This window comes from Streptomyces sp. NBC_01294 (genome assembly GCF_035917235.1).
In the GTDB taxonomy this organism is placed as follows: domain Bacteria; phylum Actinomycetota; class Actinomycetes; order Streptomycetales; family Streptomycetaceae; genus Streptomyces; species Streptomyces caledonius.
Window position 1 is genome coordinate 7,647,351 of sequence record NZ_CP108423.1, and the last position, 19,133, is coordinate 7,666,483.

Here is a 19,133-nt window from a genome sequence, read left to right on the forward strand (position 1 = left end):
CACCCGATCAACTTGCACGCTCGTCTCACAGACGAGTGATCAGGATTTGGACAGGCTGGCCCATGAGGATCACAAGGAGCGGAAGCGGCGTCACCGTGGAGGACTTCCCCGGCTACGAAGGCCACAGCTTCATCATCGGCTTCCCCGCCGGCGGCACGAAGCCCAACGGCTTCTACGTCAAAGCCCCCGACGGCCAACCCGTCACCGCGACCTGGCTGCGTCGCCTTCCTCTCGACAGACTCCTGCGTGCCGCTGCCGAGGCCCGTGCCGCCGAGATCGCCGGGGAAGTCGACGCCGCCCCCGCCACCGAGGGCCGCCCCTACGGCGGCGGTGGCGAACACCTCGCCAAAGTCGCCGAGGTCTACCAGTGGGCCACCGAGCGCAACATCCCCCCGCGCCGCGCGATCGCGACCCGCTGGGCCCGCTCCGAGGCCACGGCCGGCCGCTGGATCGCCGAAGCCCGGAAGAAGGGCGTGCTGCCCCCGGCCGGAAAGTGACCCGAGAATCAGGGACGGACGGTGCTCAGGGGGAGGGTCGCCCCGGCGCGTACGGAATCGATGACCGCGTCATGCAGGGCACGGCTCGCGTCCTCGCTGGGGCAGGGCACGGGGCTTCCGGTGAGGGGGAGCCAGTCGGACCCGCCGCTGTACTGCACGGTGACGTGCGCCAGACCCTCGGCCTCGGTCCAGGTGGTGTGAATGTCGAGCTCACCGGTGAGGGCGTGGCCCCCTTCACCGGTCTCTACTCCGTCGCGACCGGCGAAGATCCCGCGAGTGGTCCATGATGCCCAGCTCATCCTGCCTCCCTGCGGTACTCGTCCTGCCAGTGTGAACGCGCAGGCCCTCCCGCGCCCCTCAGGGCCGGGCCGAGAGCCGAGGACGCCGCCGCGGCCGACGAAGGATGCGCCCGGCACGGCCCGGTCAGCGGTCGTACTGGCGCAGGCACAGGTCGACGATGGACGGCGGTACGACGCCTTCCGCGGCCGCGCACAGCTCGTCCGCCGGGGGAGGAGGGACCGGCCGGCGGCGCGGACGAGCGGTCGTCGGCCCCGGCTGGCGCTTCCGCCGGGGCGGCGGCGCCGCCTTCGTGCGCGTCCGCTCGCGTGCCGGTTCCGGGTTCGCCTCCGGCACCGGGTCGGCCACCCGGCCGGCCACCGGGTCCGGACCGTGCGTCGCGGGCGCCGGCAGCTCGCCCAGGGGCAGGGCGGCCAGGGGGAGGGGCGAGGGGGACGAGGGGACGTCGGGTGCGCCGGCGGGCGGTACCGCACCCCGTACGGGAACCGGAGCCGCATCCTGCGGCCCGACGGAGACACAGCCGGCGCTGGCGAGGAGCGCGACGAGGGAGAGGGGCACGGCCCGGCGTAACTGCATCCGACCACCTTGCCGCACGGCGTACCCGACCCGGTTCCCCACCTCACGCGTGCGGGTGACCCCGGGCCGGTCCGGGCGCCCGGGGCGTGTGGCAGATTGGAACGGCAGTGCGGGCGGCAGGGGAGGCGCGACCCCCGGCACCCCGTGTTGCCGCGCCCTGCCCGCCGATCGCCCGTACGGAGTACCGGTCCATGACGTCAGCCGCCGCGCCCGGCAACCCCGCGCACATCCCCGAGTCCGGACCGTCCGAGTCCGGTCCGCCCCAGTCCGTACCGCCCCAGTCCGTACGGTCGACCGCCGCCTCCGAGTCCGCAGTCCCTCCGGAGGCGGGGCCGGGAGCCGGGAGCGGTCCCGCCCCCTGGAAGGGCTGGGCGGCCGTGTGCGCCGTCGCGCTCGGCATCTTCTGCCTGATCACCTCCGAGCTGCTGCCCGTCGGCCTGCTCACGCCCGTCGGGGCCGACCTCGGCGTGTCCGACGGGACCGCCGGACTGATGGTCACCGTGCCCGGCCTCGTCGCCGGATTCTGCGCGCCGTTCGTCACCGTCGGCGCCGGCCGCCTCGACCGCCGGCTCGTGCTCTGCGTCCTCATCGCCCTGATGGCCGCCGCCAACCTCGCCGCCGCCCTCGCCCCGAACTTCGCCGTCGTCCTGGCCGCCCGCCTGCTCGTCGGGGTCAGCGTCGGCGGATTCTGGGCCATCGCCGGCGGACTCGCCGTACGCCTGGTCCCGGAGCGCCACGTCGGCCGGGCGACCGCGCTCGTCTTCGGCGGTGTCCCCACCGCCTCCGTGCTCGGCGTCCCCGCCGGCACCCTGCTCGGCGAACTCGGCGGCTGGCGCACCGCCTTCGCGGCGGTCGGCGTCCTCGGCCTCGTCACGCTGGCCGCCCTGCTCCTGCTGCTGCCCCCGCTGCCGCCGACCCGGCACATCCGCTTCCCCGAACTCCCCGCCCTGCTCCGCGAGAACCCCGCCGTCCGGGCCGGCGTCATCGTCACCTTCCTCGTGGTGACCGGGCAGTTCGCCGCCTACACCTTCGTACGGCCGATCCTGCAGGACGTCTCCGGCATCGACGCCGAGTTCGTCAGCACGCTGCTGCTCGGCTACGGCCTCGCGGGAGTCGCGGGCAACTTCCTGGCCGGGGCGCGCGACGCGTACCGGACCCTGCTCGTCGTCAGCGCCTCCCTCACCGTGGTCCTCGCGCTCATCGCCGTCGTTCCGGGACCGGTCGCCGGGACCACGCTGCTGCTCGCCTGGGGACTCGTGTACGGCGGGGTGTCGGTGAGCCTGCAGAGCTGGATGATCAAGGCGGCCCCGGCCGCCGCCGAGGCCGCGTCCTCGCTCATGGTGGCCGTGTTCAACCTCGCCATAGCCGCGGGCGCGCTGTTCGGCGGTCTCGCGGTCGACGGCATCTCCGCGCCTGCCGCTCCGCTCGGCGGAGCCGCCCTGATGCTCGTGGCGGCCGGCACCGTCTGGGCCACCGCGGTCCGCCGCAAGCCCGACGCCCTCGACCGGGCGGCGGGGTGATGCTGCGGGTGAAGTGGAGAGGCGAAGTCGAGAGGTGAAGTGGAAGGGTTCGCACCGGATAGACCGGACGCTCGGGATCAGATCGGACATGCGGCTTGACCTGGCCGTTCCGGAGGGCAAGAGTGCGCCCGAATCAAGAACCACTGCTTGAGCCGCACTTCGGAGATACGCCAGATGTCCACATCCGCTCGCTCCCCGCTCCCCCCGGCCACGATCGGCGGTTCTCCGGCACTCGGCATCCCTGGCGCCCCCGGCGTCGGTGGGGTCCCGGCTCCGGCCGCCCGGCGGCCCAGAGCCTGACCGGCCGGGCAGGGGCCGGCACCGCACCGCGGCGCCTGCCCCCGCCCCCGCCGGGAGACACCATGTCCCAGACCCAGCACCCCGATGAGAGCGGGATCGTCCCCGACGACCACCTGCTCGTACGCCCGTACGTCGCCCCCTTGGGCCGACCGCCCCAATCGACGGCGCCCGCCTGGCCGCAGACCGGCCCCCTCGCCTTCCCCGGCCCTGCGCGCGGCCCGGTCACCGGCGCCTCCGCTCCGACCCCGCCGCCCGCCGACCGCCGTGACGCGGACTCCGCCACGGGCCGCGGCCGTAGCCGCGGCCGTGCCGGCCGAAGCCGGCTTCCGGCGGCCGTCCTCACCCTGCTCGCGCTCTTCGCGGTGGGCGCCCTGGTGCTGCTGTCGGCCGGCCCCGACCCGCAGCCGCCCCGGGCCGCGCCACCGGCCGACCTGTCCGTGCCGGTGCTCCCGGGCGGGCCCGGCGCCGACGACGAACCCGGGCCGACCGCGTCCGTACGGTCCGCCGCGCCCACGGCCGCGGAGGCCTCGGACACGCCCGCGAGCCAGAGCCCGAAGCCGACGCCCCCGCCGAGCTCCTCGGCCCCGTCACCGGCGGGCGGCTCCGGGAACCCTGCGGATGGGGGACAGCGGGCCCGAGGTGCGCTCCCTGCAGGAGATGCTCTACGGGCAGGGGTTCACGTACGTCTCCGTCACCGGCGTCTACGACGCCCAGACCAAGCGCGGCGTCAGCCAGCTCCAGCGCGACCGGTCCATCAAGGGCGACCCCCCGGGCGTCTACGGTCCGGCCACCCGGGCGGCGATGGAGTAGCAGCGCGAGGTCTTCGACGGTGGTTCAGTGGCCGCCGGAGACCCGCAGCACGGTGCCCGTCGTGTACGAGGCGTCCGGGGAGAGCAGCCAGGCGATCGACCCGGCGATCTCCTCGGGCCGGCCGGGCCGTCCGAGCGGGATCCCGGCGGCGGCCCGGGCCGGGCGGTCGGGGTCGCCCATCGCCGCGTGGATGTCGGTCTCGATGATGCCGGGCGCCACGGCGTTGACCCGGATCCCGTCCGGGCCGAGCTCCTTGGACAGCCCCACGGTCAGCGCGTCCACGGCCGCCTTGGTCGCCGCGTAGTGCACGTACTCCCCGGGGCTGCCGAGGGTGGCGGCCGCGGAGGAGACGTTCACGATCGCCCCGCCGCCGGCCTCCGCCATGTCCCGGGCGGCCCGGCGGCAGCACAGCAGGTACCCGAGGAGGTTCACCTCGACCACCCGCCGCAGGTCCTCGGTCCGGGCGTCGGCGAGCCGGCCCAGCGGTCCGGTCACCCCGGCGTTGTTGACCAGCCCGGTCACCGTGCCGAGTTCGGCGCCCGCGATGTCGAACAGCCGCTCCACGGCACACTCCTCGGAGGTGTCACCGCGTACGGTCACACAGCGGGCCCCGGCCGAGCGTACGCGCGCGGCGACGGACTCGGCCGCCACCTCGTCGCGGGCGTAACCCAGCACCAGGTCGTGCCCGTCGGCGGCCAGCCGCAGACAGGCCGCCGCCCCGATGCCCCTGCTCCCGCCGGTGACGACGGTGACCGGACGACGTGACATATGAGCCTCCTGGGGCGCGGAACGCGGAGCACGGACGACCGGGTCGCCCGCACGGTGGCGCAGGCTAACACCGTGATAATCGCTGGACCAGCGGAAATGGTGGAACGGACAGTGGTCGTCACCGACGCGCCGCACCACCGGACGTCGGCCGCGTCCGTGACGACCGTGGGAGACCTCCATGTCCACTCTGCGAGTAACCGCCGAAGAACTGACCGTCCATGAGCACCCGAACGCCGATGCGTTGGAACTGGCCCAGGTGGGCCTGTACCGGGCCGTCATCGCCAAGGGGGCCTACCGCACCGGCGAGTTCGCGCTCTACATACCCGAACAGGCCGTGCTGCCCGCCGCCCTGATCGAGGAACTGGGCCTCACCGGGCGGCTGTCCGGCAGCTCCGCCGACCGGGTCAAGGCGGTCCGGCTGCGCGGCGAGCTCTCGCAGGGACTGGTGTGCAGGCCGCGCGCCCTCGCCGACGTCGACCTGGCGCAAGCGGCCAAGGAGGGCACGGACTTCGCGGAGCTGCTCGGCATCACCAAATGGGCCCCGCCCGTCCCCACCACCATGGACGGTGACGTCGAAGCGGCCGCCGACCTGCTGCCGTGGGTCGACATCGAGAACCTCCAGCGCTACCCGCACATCTTCGAGTCCGGCGAGCCGGTCGTCCTCACCGAGAAACTGCACGGCACCGCCTGCCTGTTCACGTACCTGGCCGAGGACGAGCGGTGCCTCGTCTCCTCCAAGGGATTCGGCTCGAAGGGGCTGGCGCTCAAGGAGGACGAGCGCAACGTCTACTGGCGTGCCGTCCGCGGCCACGGCGTGCCGGCCGTCGCGGCGGCCCTGGCGGCCCGGCTCGGCGCGACCCGCGTCGGGATCTTCGCCGAGGTGTACGGCGCGGGCGTCCAGGACCTGTCGTACGGGACCGACGTGCGCACCGCCGACACGCCGCCCGGGTACGCCGTCTTCGACGTGTCCGCCGAGATCGACGGACAGGTGCGCTGGCTGGACCCGGCCGTCGTCCTGGAGGACGGTGAACTGCCGCTGGTGCCACGGTTGTACGAGGGCCCGTACGGGCTCGACACGGTGCTGGAGCTGGCGAGCGGCCGCGAGACCGTGTCCGGGCGGGAGGCGCACCTGCGGGAGGGGGTCGTCATCCGGTCGTCGACGGAGCGGTACAGCCCGGTGGTGGGCGGCCGCGCGATCGCCAAGGCGGTCAGTCCGGCGTACCTGACGCGCAAGGGCGGCACGGAGTACGAGTGACCGGAACGGGGTCGGATTTCGGAGCCGTCGGAGCCGTGGGGGGTGATCACCCCCTACGGTGATCTGATGCCCACCACCGATGCCCTGTCCCGGGCGCTCGACGCCCGGGGAGAACCGCCGCTGCGACCGCTGCCGCCGGCCGTGTCCGCGCTGTTGCGCACGCTGGCCGCCCCGCCCCGGCTGGCCGCGCACCTGCGGCTCGTGCACGACGTCGCGCACGAGCTCGCGGACTGGCTGGCGGGGCACTGCCCGGCCCTGGCCTTCGACCGCGAGGCCGTGTTGTTCGGGGCGGCCACGCACGACATCGGCAAGGCGGTGCACACCGCCGAACTGAGCGGGCCGGGCTCCGCGCACGAGCCGGCGGGCCGGGAACTCCTGCTCGCGCACGGGTTCACCGAGGACCGGGCCCGGTTCGCCGCGACGCACGCCGCATGGGACGACGACGGCGTGAGCGTCGAGGAGTTGCTGGTCAGCGTCGCCGACAAGGTGTGGAAGGGCAAGCGGGTCCAGGGCCTGGAGGACCTCCTGGTGGACCGCCTGGCCGCGGCGGCCGGCACCGAGCGCTGGGCGGCGTACCTGGAGCTGGACGGGGTGCTGGGGCGGATCGCCGAGGGGGCGGACGGGCGGCTCGGCTTCCAGGCCGCCTTTCCCGTGCACGCCTGACCGGCCGCCCGCCTGACCGGCCGGGCCGTACGGCACCGCGCCTGTGTCCGCGCCCGGGCCCCGCGCCACGCCGCGCCCGCGCCACGCCGCGCCCGCGCCACGCCGCGCCCGCGCCACGCCGCGCCCGCGCCACGCCGCGCCCGCGCCACGCCGCGCCCGCGCCACGCCGCGCCGCGCCCGCCCGCCTCTTGGGGCGGGCGCGGCGTGCGTGGTGGGATGGGCCCGGGGCGGGGTCCACCAGCACACGGAGAGGTCGGGTACATGTCCCAGTCGGACCAGAGCAGCCGGGCAACCATGCGGGCGATGGCGTACGAGACGTACGGCGGGACGGAGGTGCTCTCCGAGATCCGGCTGCCGCTGCCCAAGCTCGGCCCCGGCGAGGTCCTCGTCCGGGTCAAGTGCGCCGCCGTCAACCCCGTCGACTGGAAGATCATGGCGGGCGGGCTGGACGGCCTGATGGACGTCATCTACCCGGTGATCCCCGGGTGGGACGTGGCCGGGACCGTCGAGCGGGTCGGCATCGACGTCCCCGAGTACGCCGAGGGCGACGAGGTCATGGCGTACGCCCGCAAGGACTACGTGCACGGCGGGACCTTCGCCGAGTTCGTGACCGTGCCCGTACGCGCCCTCGCGCACAAGCCCGCCTCGCTCGACTGGGCCGAGGCCGCGGGCCTCCCGCTCGCCGGGCTCACCGCCTACCAGGTGCTCACCCGCCTCGGCACCGGCAAGGACGACACCGTCCTCATCCACGGCGCCGCCGGGGGCGTCGGCTCCCTCGCCGTGCAGATCGCCCGCTCGCTGGGCGCCCGTGTCATCGGCACCGCCTCCCCCCGCAACCACGACCGGGTGCGCGAACTCGGCGGCGAACCCGTCGCGTACGGAGACGGGCTGGCGGACCGCGTGCGTGCCCTGGTGCCCGACGGGCCCACCGTCGTCGCGGACTTCGTCGGCGGCGTCGGGAGCGTCACCCGCGAAGTGCTCCACAACGACGGCCGGCACGCCTCCATCGCAGACCCCAGCGTGCTCGGATCGGGCGGCGAGTGGATGTGGGTCCGCCCGGTCGGCAGCGACCTGGCCGCGCTCGGCAAGCTCGCCGACAGCGGACAGCTGAAGGTGCCGGTCGCCAAGACCTTCCCGCTGGCCGAGCTGGCGGCGGCCTTCGAACTGAGCCAGGGCGGGCACACGGCCGGAAAGATCGTCGTCGAGCTCTGACCTCTCGCGCCGCCGGCTTCAGGCGCTCAGGTCCGGCACGTCGCCGCAGGCCGCCCAGGCCACCTCGACGCCCGGCAGGCCGGCCCTCCAGGGGTCGGCCAGGGCGGCGAGGACCGCCGCGTCCGGAGGGGTGGCCCCGAGGCCGATCGCGTAGCGGGCCAGGCCCGGGCCGGACGAGAAGGGGCGGGGCCAGGCGTGCGCGTCCGTGACACCGGCCTGCTCCAGGGCCCCGAGCAGTGCCCGCAGCCGTCCGCGCACCCGGCCCAGGGTCTCCTCGAACTCCCCGTCGGGCGTCCGTACCGTCACCACCGCCCAGGCGGCGTGCCGACGGTGCACCGGCGGCGGGGAGAGGGCCAGCGCGGCGTCCCCGCCCCCGGCCTCCAGCAGCTCCCAGGCCCCGTACAACTCCTGGACCAGCAGGTCGCGCAGGCCCGGTCCCACCTGGGCCGTGCAACTGCGCACCGGCTCCGAGGGGGTGAGGACCGTGACCGGACCCGGCCCGTCCGCCGTCCCGGGGAGCGAGGGCGAGAGTTCGACCGGCTCCCGCCAGTCCCATGCGGCCCACCTGCCGAAGAACTCCCGCAGCAGGGCGCCGGGCGGCAGCGCCCCGGCCTCCTGGACCGTGCGCGCCGCGAGGACCGCCCAGGCCAGCCCGGGCAGCCCGCCGAACGGCGCCGAGTCCAGTCCCCGGGACCGGGCCCACGCCTTCACCTCCCGCGCCAGCCCGGCGAACGCGGCGTGCTCCGCGCCCACGGCTCGCCGTACGGCGTCGGCGTCGCTCACCGCGCTCAGCGCGACGGCGGCCGCCTCACCCAGCTCGGCCCGCCGGGCCACCGCCTCCGCCGGATCCAGCCCGCCGGTGGAGACCGCGACCAGATCCACGGACAGCGCCCCGACGCGGAAGCGCAGCCCCGGCACCCGCGCGCCGGTGACCTCGCGCGGCCGCCCGGCCTCGGGCAGGGCCGCCGCCAACCGGTCCCGCAGCCCGGCGAGATCGGCCGGCCCGGGCAGCGCGGCCACCAGGTCCAGGTCGGCGTCCGGCAGGGCGCAGCCCATGCGGCGGGACCCGGCCAGGTACACCTCCGCCCCGCCCAGGGCAGCCCGGATGCGTGCGGTGACCGACTCGGCGTGACCGGGCGGCGCAGCCGCGGCTGGCCGCTCTGGCGGGTGCCCTGACGCGTCGCTCGGCGCGTGCCCTGGCCCGTGCTCGGGCCGGTGCGTCCACGGACGGTCGGGCCCGTGCTCGTGTCCGGGTTCCGGCGCCCAGCGGACCTCGCCCGTCCCCAGCGCCACCGTCGCCCGGACCCGCATCGGCCCGTCCCCGCGCCGCGAGAGCACGGCCAGCTCCCCGACCCGTACGGTCACCCCGCCGGCGAGCCGCGCAGCGAGGGCCGCGACCGCCCGCTGCGGGTCCCGGCTGCGCCCCAGCGTCAGATGCGGGGTGTAGCCCTGCTGCCCGTCCGCGCGCCCCCGGCACCCCGGGAACCGCTCCGCCAGCGCACGCCGAAGCTCCTGCCACGGCGCCTCACCGGCCGCCGCCGGGTCCAGCCAGACGGTGGCTTCCTCGCGGTGCCCGAAGCTGTGCACGCCCTCCAGCCGGGCCTCGAACGGCCCGGTCTCCGCGGCCGCTTCGGCCAGCAGCGGCAGGGCCTCGGCGAAGGAGGACTCCGGCACGAAGCCGAACAGCAGGTTCACGTGCGCGGGCCAGCGGCCGGCCTGCGGGTCGTGCTCGCGCCGCACCTGCCGTACCGCGTCCGGGAGGTGCGGAGGCAGCCACGCCACCGCCGTCCGCGCGGTCGCCGGGACGTCCAGCGGTGCGGGCCCGCCGTCCCGCGCGCCGAACTCCAGCGTGGCCTCCACCCCGAAGTGGTCGGAGATGAACAGTCCGTCCGGGGCCGGGGCGTCCCCGCGCAGCGCGGCCCTCGTCACCCGCGCCCCCGTGGAGCCCAGCAGGATCCGGTCCAGCCGGGCCGCCCGCCCCGTCAGCGAGCCCACCGCGGCCAGCGGGTTGGCCACCGGATCGAAGGTCGGCGTACCGTCCGCCGCACCGTGTACGTCGCTCCAGGCGTCCCGCATGCCGAGCGCGGCCGCCGGCCCCTCGGCCCCGTGGCGGCCGTCGTTGAAGTCGCCGAGCAGCGCCACCGCGGCTTCGATGCCGCCGAGACCCTCGGCGAGCCGCGCCAGTTCGGCATCCCGCCGCACGTGCCCGTTCTCGGTGTGGTCGCTGGTCAGGTGGGTGTTGGCGACGACCAGCGGGCCGGCCGCGGTGTCCACCGTAACGGCGGTGACCGCCTTGTGCGGGCCGAGCAGATGCAGCCCCGCCTCCCGCACCGGCAGCCGGCTCAGCACCAGCAGCCCGCACTCGGCGACGTCCCGGCCGGCCGGATCCGTGCCGAGGGTGTACCCGGCCCGCACCCACTGCTCCGCCAGCAGCATGCGGACCAGCTCGGGCTCGGCCTCCTGCAGCGCGATGACATCGGCGTCGGCGGCCGCCAGATCGGCCAGGAGCAGGGGCCTGCGCCGGGCGGTGGCGATGCGCGGGGCGTCGTACCGGTCCCAGAGCGTGTTCCACGTCAGCAGCCGCACCGCGGCGGGGGCCGCCGCCCCGCTCCGGGGTCCCGGCTCCACGGGCCGCCAGGCGCCGCCGCCCGCGGGATCCCAGGCGTGCGCGGTCCGCGCGCTGAAGAACGGGGCCCGCAGCAGGCGCGGATCGCGCACCCGCCCCGCCGCGGTGACGTCGATCCGGTCCACGCCCGTGGCCCGGTCCCACACCAGCTCGCCGTCGGCTTCGACGAAGAGCACCCGGTGCCAGGGGATGTCGCCGCCGGGCACGAAGGAGGGCAGCGGGACGCGCTTGGGCGGCGCCCCGCGCTGGAGCAGCCCGAGCACGAACCGCGCCGGATCGAACCGGGCGTCCCAGCGGACCTGGTGGTAGAGCTCCTCGCTCGTGCGCATCAGTACTCCCCCCGTCCCGTGACCGGGCCGGCGTCTGTGAGGCCGCCGCCCGTCAGGCCGCCGCCCGTCAGGTCGCTGTCCGCGAGGCCGCCCGCCGTGTCCTCGATGCCGCCGCCCGCACCGATGTACCACGTGCGGTGCGCCTGACCGGCGTACGGCGGGCTGAACCGGTGCAGCTGCGAGGTCAGCACCTGCTGCGGCACCGGATGCGGGCGGACGGCGTTGCGCCGCAGCAGCTCGGCCTCCTCGACCAGCACCACCGCGTGGGTGACCAGCGCGCGCCGGCGCTGGGCGACCGAGCCGGCGAGCCCGCGCTGCTGGTCGGTGAGCGAGGTGGCGTCCCACACCACCGTCCCGCCGCGGGCCAGCGCGGCGTCGAGGCGGTCCAGGCCCTCGCCCAGCACCTCCGCGTTGGCCCGCTGGTCCGCCCGGGAACCCCGGGCGGTGCGCAGGTCGTCAAGACTGACGTACGCGTCCACGCCCGCCAGGCCGCGGCCGAAGGTGCTCTTCCCGCTGCCCGAGGGCCCGCACAGCTGCACCAGCCGGGGAAACGTTCCGTCGCGCCACTGCCACGTCGCCGCCACCGCCTCCTCGACGACGCCGCAGCTGACACCGGGACCCCAGCCGAGCCGCGCGCCCGCGATCCTGCCCTGGCCGAACGCCCGCCGGGCCTCCGCCCAGCAGCGGTCGGCCGCGTCCGCGCCGAGCCCGGCGAAGGGCTCCCGCAGCGCCGCCCGCAAGGACTCCAGCGGATCCGGGCCGCCCAGCAGCCCCGCCTCCTCGGCGCACAGCGCGGACCACTCCACGCACTCCCGCGCCTGCGGATCGTCGGCCAGTGCCCCGGCGAGCGCGTGCAGCACCCCGAGATCGGCCGCCGCGGCCATCCGCACCAGCCCGGCCCGCCGCTCCGCGTCGGGGAACGGCTGCTGCAGGTACGGGTACAGCCCGACCAGGTCGCCGACCCGCCGCGCGAGCCCCATTCCGACCGGCCCCGCCGCGAGCCGCGCCGCGATCCGGGCCCGCGGCTCGTGGCGCAGCACGGCGGCCAGCACACCGGCCAGCCGGTCCTCGCCGGTCCGCCCCGACCCGTCGACACGGGCGGCGACTTCGGCGACCGCGGCCACCTCGTCCGCATCGGCGGCACCGACGCCATCTGCGGCAGCGTCCGCGGGCATCCCGACGGCGGCGGACAACCCGGCCACATCAGGCTCGGCCCCCGAGCGCACCGCCCACAACGGGGCCGCCGGCCCGAGCCCGTTCGGCACGACCTGCGCGAACATCCAGTGCGTACTCGTCTGTACGTGGCCGCCCCGCACCCACTTGGCCAGGCACCGCCCGAAGTCCTCGCGCGCGAAGCCGGCCGCCGTCCGTACGACGTAGCCCTCCTGCCGTGCGGTGTCGAGCTTCAGCTTGCGCAGGGCGCGTTCGTCGAAGGTGCCGCGCCACAGCACGCGCGGGGTGGGCACGCCCAGGCCCCGCAGGAACCGTACCGTCCGGTCCCAGTCAAGGCAGTGGTCCCCGTCCCACACCGAGAACCCGTAGAACCAGCTGTCCAGGTCCTCGTAGGGGATCGAGTGCCGGGCGTACAGGTTCTCCCCGCACACCCGCCAACCGGCTGGGATCCCGGAGCCGATCCGGCCCTGGAGGCCCTTGACCCACGCCCGCGAGGGGTGGTGCGCCGAGTCGAGCGACCGCGCGTGCAGGCCGTCCGCGTAGAGGGTGGTGTTCTCCCCGTCGAGCTTCTCCGTCACGACGACCTCGCGCCCTGCCAGCCCGGCCAGACTCACGGCCCGGACGTCGTCCGCCGCCGCCCCGGGGGACCAGGGCAGATGCGGTGTACGGGGATAGTGGGTGCGCATGATCCGCTCCTGCTCGACGACGGCGTGCCTGGTCACTGTAGGTATCCGGAGCAGACACATCCACCCAATAACCCCGCCGTGCTCCGGGCGATGGCGGGCGCCTGCCGCGCCACATGATTCCGGCCGCTACCGAGGGCTCCAATGCCGTGACGCGGCACACCGGTTGACGCTGATCGTGCCGGTGGAGGCGCGGTTTCCGGGGCAGGTCTCTACCACAGCTGTCACTGAATCAGCCAGGATCCGGACGGTTGACGAGCGTTCGCCGCCCGTTGTCAGTGCGCCGGGATATCGTCCTTTTCAAGTCCCGGAGATCACGATCCTCAAGGGGGATATCCGCCATGACGAACACCGAGAGCAGCAGGCACGAGGGATTCACGGCCGAGGAGCGGGCCGCGATGAAGGATCACGCCCAGGAGCTGAAGACGGCCTCGCGCCGCAGCTCGAAGGCGGACAAGGCGGCGGAAGCGGAGCGGGAGGTGCTCGCGAAGATCGCCGAGATGAAGGAGTCGGACCGGATCCTCGCCGAACGCGTCCACGCCGTCATCGCGGCCAACGCCCCGTCCCTCGCGCCGAAGCTCTGGTACGGGATGCCCTCCTACGCGCGGGACGGCAAGATCATCTGTTTCTTCCAGAGCGCGGAGAAGTTCAAGGCGCGCTATGCGACGCTCGGCTTCAGCGACCAGGCGAAGCTGGACGAGGGCACGATGTGGGCCGCCGGTTTCGCCCTGACCGAGGTGACGGCCGAGGCGGAGGCGCGGATCGCCGCACTCTTGAAGCAGTCGCTGGGCTAGGGCAACAGCCGGGCCCACGGCCGCAGTACGTCACGGCGGCCGGTCGGCGTTCAGGGACTGCCGAGGTCGATGACGTACGCCGCTTCGCGTACCTCCGCATCCGGATGGCGGCGCAGGCTGCGGCAGCGGGATCCCGCCGTGGCGGAGGTGCCGGTCCAGCCGGCCGGCGCACCAGCCGACCAGGTTGCCCACCAAGCCAGGCGAATGCGACACGCACAGACGGGCTGGAGCCGGCACGAGCGACGGACCGAGAGCGGACCCGAGTCCTGAACCATCGGCCTTGATCACGCTGCATAGGATCCCTGGATGGCAATCACCAGTGATCTTCCGCAAGGGCCGAGGGTGGCGATACGTCACGTCCGCCGTCAGGACTACGACGAGCTCACAGCGCTGGCCCAGGAGAGCAGCGAGATGCTTCGCCGCTGGCTCGGTGCTCGCGAGAACACGGTGGAGGCGTTCGAGAGCTACCTTGAGCGGTTTGAACAGCCCACACATGAGGGCTTCGTGATCTGCCTGCACAGCACCGGCGAGATCGTGGGCGGTGTCAACATCAACAACATCGTCAGGGGCACGCTCCAAAGCGGGACCCTGGGCTATACCGCCTATGCCTCCACGACCGGTCACGGCTACATGACGGAAGGGTTGGGGCTCGTGGTCCAGCTCGCCTTCGGCCGGCTGGAACTGCACCGGCTGGAGGCGAACGTCCAGCCGGACAACACCCCCTCGCTGAACCTCATCAGGCGCCTGGGCTTCCAGCGCGAGGGCTACTCGGCCGCTTTCCAGTTCATCAACGGTGAATGGCGGGACCACGAGCGCTGGGCCATCACCGCCGAGACGGCACGCAACCACCGGAGTGAGCGAGAGCACCACAGGGGTTGTGATGGCCCTCTTCACCCTTCGGGCCGCTGAGCCGGCCCGGACCGCGCATGCCCCGGCCAATGCTCCCCCGGGGACGCCAGGCCCCGCCGCCTGCGAGCAGGCCCTCGCGTCGCAGGGTCCCTGATACGCCAGGGGGGTGAACCTTCCTTGTGAGGTGTCCAGGGGAGGGGCGTTTTGATGGGGTGGGTCAGAGGGGCGGCCGTGGTGCTGGTAGTGGCCGGGGCCGCAGGGTGTACTGGCGGCAGCGGCAGCGGCAGCGGCAGCGGCAGCGGCAGCGGCAGCGGCGGGTCGTCCGCTGCCTTGGGGAAGCCGTCGGTTGCGGCGCCACCGCCGCTGGTGATCACGCGAGCAGAGGCCGAGAAGGTCTTCAACCAGTTCGATTGGGAGCGCCGCACCCCGGCAGGGTGGAAGGGGGCTGACGCCCTCACCAAGGTGGCGACCGGTCCGCTGATGGCTGAGTGGAAGGCGGGCGCCGCCATCAGTGCGGTTCGGGGCCCCGCCCCGGACACGCCCAGGCTGGTGAATCCCTCGCGATTCCCGCAGAGCGGGACCAGCCGTCGTACCCGAGGTCTTTCGTCGTGTTCAGCAAGGCGAGCGGGCGGGAGGACGGGCAGGCCACGGCCGTGCACTACTTCCTGCAGGAAGCGCCCGGCGGGGAGTGGAAGGCGGCCGTGGAGACGTGGGCGTCCGTGCATCGCAAGGCGGAGGTGCTCCGCTCGTACTGGACGTACTGGGGAGCCCCGGCAGCGCGGCGAGGTGCGGTGCCGGGCAGCGCGGGCCCGGTAAAGATCCGAATGGCACGCCCTAGCGGCACAAGGCCACGATGGACGGTGACACCGTGCCCCGGGCCGCTTCGCACAGGGGGGTCATGTCGAACGTGCGCTGTGGTGCGGGCCGGGGCTTGGCCGGCGCGGGCCGGCGCTTGCGGGGCTTTGCCGGGGTCGCGCGCTTCGCCGGTTTCGCGGGGCTCGCGGGCTTGGCCCGGCGCGGCCGGTGTGGCTGGTGCGGCTGGTCGGCGGTCGTGGCCGGCCGCCGCGGTACCGAGACGGGTGCCGGCACCGGGTCCGGCTCCGGCGGGGCGGGTTCCGGCCGTGCGGGCTCCGGCCGTGCCGGCTCCGGCGGGGACGGGTCCGGTGGGGTGGGCGACGCCGGCTCCGCCGTCGGGAGCGGACCCAACGGCCATGCAGGGACCGTCGGTTGCCGCGGCAGCGCACGGGCCGCCGCGGGCGCCCAGTGCGGTGCGTCCGGGGGAGCGGCGGGATGCACCGTCACGCATCCGGTGGCCATGACGAGCGCGGCAAGGGTCAGGGGCAGGGCCCGGCGCAGCTGCATCCGCCCACCCTGCCGTACCGGCGCCGCGCGGGCCGAACCCGTCACACGGACGGGTGACCGGACAGCCCGTCAGCCCCGGCTCCACCCCCGCGTCGCCAGACGGAGCGCGTGCTCCACCGGGCCGCGGCGCAGCGGGCTGTCCGCCCAGACCCGCTGCCAGACCCACGTCAGGGCCAGCGCCGCGCCGCTGAACGCGACCCAGGCGGACCAGGACGCGGCGCCGTGGGCCGGGCCGGCCAGCACCAGCGCGTGGACGACGTACGCGCTCAGCGCCATCGCGCCGAGCAGCGTGAGCGGCCGCAGCAGGAGGACGCCCACCCCGTGCCGTGCGGCGAGTGCGCACAGGCCGATGAGGGCGCACCCCACGCCCGCGTTGCCGAGGGTCTCCAGCGGAGTCTGGCTGTAGGGGTCGGCCACCAGCAGCCAGTCCCAGGACGTGCTGGGCACGGCGCCGTACTGCCCGCCCAACACCTCCCGTATGGGGTCGGCGGCGGCCACGGCCTCCGGATGGTGGACGGCTATCGCCTCCAGCAGCCGCTCCCGGGCGCCGAACACGTGGGCGGCGAGCCAGGCGGCGCCGTACCCGGCGACCGCGGCCACCGTGCCCCACACCGCCATCCGCCGGGCCACGGCGCCCTCCCGCACGTCGCAGAGGCGGGCGAGGGCCATCCCGGCCAGGACGTACGGGAAGTAGGTGGCCAGCGGATACGCCCCTGTGAGCAGCAGCTCGCACAGCGCCGTGCCCAGCCCCGACCAACTCGTCAGATCGGTGGCCTCGGGGACCAGACCGCGCCCGGAGGCCTCGTACCCGAACACCGGGCCCAGCAGGAACGACAGCACCGGGCCCGCCACCACCGAGACGCCCGCCACGGCGGTGAGCACCGGGGTGGAGAGCCGGGTGAACGGCTCGGCCACCAGGAAGTACACGGCGAAGAAGGCCAGGATGACCAGGATCCCGGGCCACAACGAGGCCAGCCACAGGCCGAGTACGGCCAGCACGGCGCACCGGATCAACAGCGGACGCCAGCGCTCCGCCCAGCCGTCGGGCCGCTGCGCCGGGTCTTGGCCGCGCTGGGCGAGGACCAGGGAGAAGCCGGCGAGGAGCGTGAAGAGCGCCGGGGCGCGGCCGTCGGCCGCGACGAGCACGTATCCGGCGCCCTCGGGTTGCGGGCTGGGGCCGACGTGCACGGCGAACATGCCGAGGACGGCGAGTCCGCGCACGGCGTCGACCCCGGCCAGCCTGCCGGAACCGCCGGCCTTGGCGGAGCCGCCGGTCTTACCGGTCCCGCCGCCCACGTCCGCGGCTGCCTTGGCCCCCGCTGCCGTAGTCCCCGCCGTCCGTGCTGCCGTTGCGCCCGCGCCCGCGTCCGTGGCCGCCGATGCCCTCGCGTCCGCCCCCTTCACTCCCGCGTCCGTCCCTTTCACTCCCGCCCCCGTTGCCGTCACGTCCGCCACTTCCGTGTGCCCCATGTCCCCATGTCCCCATGTACGTCATGTACGCCGTGCACTCCTGTACTCCGTGTCCCCCGTGCCCCTCACGCGCCGCAGGTCACGTTGTCGCGCGGCGTGTAACGGGTCTTCATCGTCTCCCGCTTGACTTCCTTGCCACTCTGCACGAACACGCGGTCGACGGCCACGTCGAAGCCCTCCAGCGGGGACTGGGGTTCGCACTTCGGGCCGCTGCCGGTGCGGGTCGCCGGCTGCTTGACGTTGGTCCGCGGGCCCTGGACCGCGCGAACCTCCTCGTACTTCTTCGTGCCGAGGAAGGTGATGGTGATCGAGGTGTCCGTGGCCTCGGCCTGGATGTAGAGCGCCTTGCCCGAGTCGTTGGCGAAGCGCAGGTCGAGGCTGCCCCACGCCACGGTGGCCTCGCGGCCCTCGGGGTACCGCTCGATGTAGAAGGAGTGGGCGCCGTACTCGACGGGCTTGACGCCCGCGAAGAACATCGCGTTGAAGACGGTGGTCGCGACGGCCGAGACCCCGCCGCCCGCGGCCTTCTCGTACTGGCCGTTGTTGATGATCAGGCCGTCGACGAAGCCGTTCTCCTTCGTGCGCTCACCGACCGTCCGGTTGAAGCTCCAGGTCTCGCCGGGCTGCACCAGTGAGCCGTTGATCAGCTGGGCGGCCCGCCCGATGTTGGTCGTGCGGTACGCGGCCGGCTCGAAGCTGACCGTGAAGGAGGAGACCTTCTCCTTGATCCCGAGCTGCTCGACGGTGTCCTTGGAGAGCCTGGGAGCGGCGGCCTCGGTGGCGACCTCGCCAGTACGGGCGGACGCGTCGGCCCCGGTCAGCAGCGGCAGCACCGCCGTGCTCAGCGCCTGCTCGGTGACCTTCCGGCCGGCCCTGCCCTCCTCGGCGACCGTGACCCGGCCCGCAGTGTCGAGCCGCAGCCTTGCCTCGGCGGGGCCCGGGGCGGCCTGCCGCAACGGCGCGGCCAGGGCCGGGTCGGCGAGGAGCGCCTTGGCGTCGAGGCCCGGGGCGAGGCGGCCCTGGCCGTCGTCCTTGAGGCTCAGGTGCCGGGAGAGGACGGCGGGGGAGACGGATATGCGCTTGCCGGCGACCGTGAGGGTGACCGGGGCGGACATCGCCGGTTCGGCGAACTCCTGCAGGGCCCGGTCCGTCTCCTGCTGCCCGACCTCCGGCTCGGTCCGCTGTACGGGCAGGGCGAGCGGTTCGCTCCCGGTGCGGAGGTAGCCGGCGCGCAGCGCGCCCAGGGAGCCGTTCACGTCGACGGAGATTCCGGTGACCGGGGGCACCGCCTTGGCCTTGCCCTTCTCGAAGGCGACGGCGCCCTCGCGGGCCGCCTGCCCGGCCTTCTTCCCCAGGGCGTCCAGGGAGCCGCGGGCCGCCTTCTCGTCGAGGCGCACCACCGGCCGCAGGTCGGGATCGCTGGACGCGAAGAGCCGGCCGATCACGGTGAGCGGCCCGGAGCCGGAGCGTGCCGCACGCTCTACGGTCGCCGCGCTGTCCAGGGACAGGCCGAGCGAGGCCGGGTCCGCCTGCTCGGTGCGCTCGCCGATCCGCAGCGCGACCGGGGCCACGGCGGCCGGGCCGAGCTCCCGGTCCAGGGTCTGGCGGGCCTCGGCCCGGCTCATGCCGCCTATGGAGACCCCGCGCACCTTCGTCCCCGGGGCGACGTCCTCGCCGGCCAGGAGCAGCCCGGCGGCGTACAGCCCGCCGGAACAGACGACCGCGGCGCCCGCGGCCACGCCGCCGATACCCGCCGCGGTCCACCGCTTTCCGGTGTCCCGCCGGGTGCCCGTGGGGGAGGGGCGTCGCATGTGGGGGTCTCTCCTCGGTGGCCTCGGGCCCGGTCTGGCGGTGCGGTGCGGTGCGGTGACGTGGTCGGACCGGCGGTTTTCATGCCGCCAGTCCGCCCCTGGAAGGTACCAAGGCCCGCATAACCAGGTAATAAGGAG

General features: G+C 74.7%; 15 protein-coding genes. 8 read left to right on the plus strand and 7 right to left on the minus strand.

The window, feature by feature from the left end; all coding sequences use genetic code 11:
• The first annotated feature begins 62 nt into the window (after positions 1 to 62).
• A complete protein-coding gene (locus tag OG534_RS34600) occupies positions 63 to 497 on the plus strand; it encodes a hypothetical protein (RefSeq protein ID WP_326586474.1) in 435 nt (144 codons plus the stop codon).
• 8 nt (positions 498 to 505) lie between these two features.
• On the opposite strand, the gene OG534_RS34605 is transcribed toward OG534_RS34600, so the two are convergent.
• Positions 506 to 796 (minus strand): hypothetical protein, encoded by a 291-nt coding sequence (locus tag OG534_RS34605; protein ID WP_326586473.1) that lies wholly within the window; start codon positions 794 to 796, stop codon positions 506 to 508.
• 124 nt (positions 797 to 920) lie between these two features.
• Complete coding sequence (locus OG534_RS34610; protein WP_326586472.1) at positions 921 to 1,370, minus strand: hypothetical protein; 450 nt, start codon at positions 1,368 to 1,370, stop codon at positions 921 to 923.
• A 377-nt stretch (positions 1,371 to 1,747) separates the two neighbouring features.
• On the opposite strand from OG534_RS34610, the gene OG534_RS34615 reads away from it, so the two are divergent.
• A complete protein-coding gene (locus OG534_RS34615) occupies positions 1,748 to 2,890 on the plus strand; it encodes an MFS transporter (RefSeq protein ID WP_326593441.1) in 1,143 nt (380 codons plus the stop codon).
• Between the two features lie 918 nt (positions 2,891 to 3,808).
• Positions 3,809 to 4,000: a peptidoglycan-binding domain-containing protein gene (locus OG534_RS34620; protein ID WP_326586471.1), complete on the plus strand. Its 192-nt coding sequence runs from the start codon at positions 3,809 to 3,811 to the stop codon at positions 3,998 to 4,000.
• Positions 4,001 to 4,024: 24 nt separating this feature from the next.
• Here OG534_RS34620 and OG534_RS34625 read toward each other — a convergent pair whose 3' ends face one another.
• Positions 4,025 to 4,768, minus strand: a complete 744-nt coding sequence (locus OG534_RS34625; RefSeq protein WP_326586470.1) for an SDR family NAD(P)-dependent oxidoreductase — start codon at positions 4,766 to 4,768, stop codon at positions 4,025 to 4,027.
• Between the two features lie 178 nt (positions 4,769 to 4,946).
• On the opposite strand from OG534_RS34625, the gene OG534_RS34630 reads away from it, so the two are divergent.
• The 3 genes from OG534_RS34630 (at position 4,947) to OG534_RS34640 (ending at position 7,898) form a co-directional block, all read left to right on the plus strand.
• Entirely contained in the window at positions 4,947 to 6,023 is a 1,077-nt protein-coding gene (locus OG534_RS34630) for an RNA ligase (ATP) (RefSeq protein WP_326586469.1), read from the plus strand.
• A 66-nt stretch (positions 6,024 to 6,089) separates the two neighbouring features.
• On the plus strand, positions 6,090 to 6,686 hold the full coding sequence (locus tag OG534_RS34635; RefSeq protein WP_326586468.1) for an HD domain-containing protein: 597 nt from the start codon (positions 6,090 to 6,092) through the stop codon (positions 6,684 to 6,686).
• Between the two features lie 294 nt (positions 6,687 to 6,980).
• Positions 6,981 to 7,898: an NADP-dependent oxidoreductase gene (locus OG534_RS34640; protein ID WP_326593440.1), complete on the plus strand. Its 918-nt coding sequence runs from the start codon at positions 6,981 to 6,983 to the stop codon at positions 7,896 to 7,898.
• Positions 7,899 to 7,916: 18 nt separating this feature from the next.
• On the opposite strand, the gene OG534_RS34645 is transcribed toward OG534_RS34640, so the two are convergent.
• On the minus strand, positions 7,917 to 10,853 hold the full coding sequence (locus OG534_RS34645; protein WP_326586467.1) for a poly(A) polymerase: 2,937 nt from the start codon (positions 10,851 to 10,853) through the stop codon (positions 7,917 to 7,919).
• Entirely contained in the window at positions 10,853 to 12,712 is a 1,860-nt protein-coding gene (locus tag OG534_RS34650) for an RNA ligase family protein (RefSeq protein WP_326593438.1), read from the minus strand. Before OG534_RS34650 ends, OG534_RS34645 begins: the two co-directional genes overlap by 1 nt.
• A 338-nt stretch (positions 12,713 to 13,050) precedes the next feature.
• Here OG534_RS34650 and OG534_RS34655 point away from each other — a divergent pair, with 338 nt between their 5' ends.
• Together OG534_RS34655 and OG534_RS34660 are read left to right on the plus strand one after the other, a co-directional pair.
• Positions 13,051 to 13,503 (plus strand): iron chaperone, encoded by a 453-nt coding sequence (locus OG534_RS34655; RefSeq protein ID WP_326586466.1) that lies wholly within the window; start codon positions 13,051 to 13,053, stop codon positions 13,501 to 13,503.
• Positions 13,504 to 13,809: 306 nt separating this feature from the next.
• Positions 13,810 to 14,412: a GNAT family N-acetyltransferase gene (locus OG534_RS34660; RefSeq protein ID WP_326586465.1), complete on the plus strand. Its 603-nt coding sequence runs from the start codon at positions 13,810 to 13,812 to the stop codon at positions 14,410 to 14,412.
• Positions 14,413 to 15,783: 1,371 nt separating this feature from the next.
• Here OG534_RS34660 and OG534_RS34665 read toward each other — a convergent pair.
• Both OG534_RS34665 and OG534_RS34670 read right to left on the minus strand, forming a co-directional pair.
• Positions 15,784 to 17,010 carry a heparan-alpha-glucosaminide N-acetyltransferase domain-containing protein gene (locus OG534_RS34665; protein WP_326586464.1) on the minus strand — a complete coding sequence of 409 codons (1,227 nt, stop codon included), beginning with the start codon at positions 17,008 to 17,010 and terminating at the stop codon, positions 15,784 to 15,786.
• 239 nt (positions 17,011 to 17,249) lie between these two features.
• Positions 17,250 to 18,995 (minus strand): VanW family protein, encoded by a 1,746-nt coding sequence (locus tag OG534_RS34670; protein WP_326586463.1) that lies wholly within the window; start codon positions 18,993 to 18,995, stop codon positions 17,250 to 17,252.
• Positions 18,996 to 19,133: the final 138 nt, after the last annotated feature.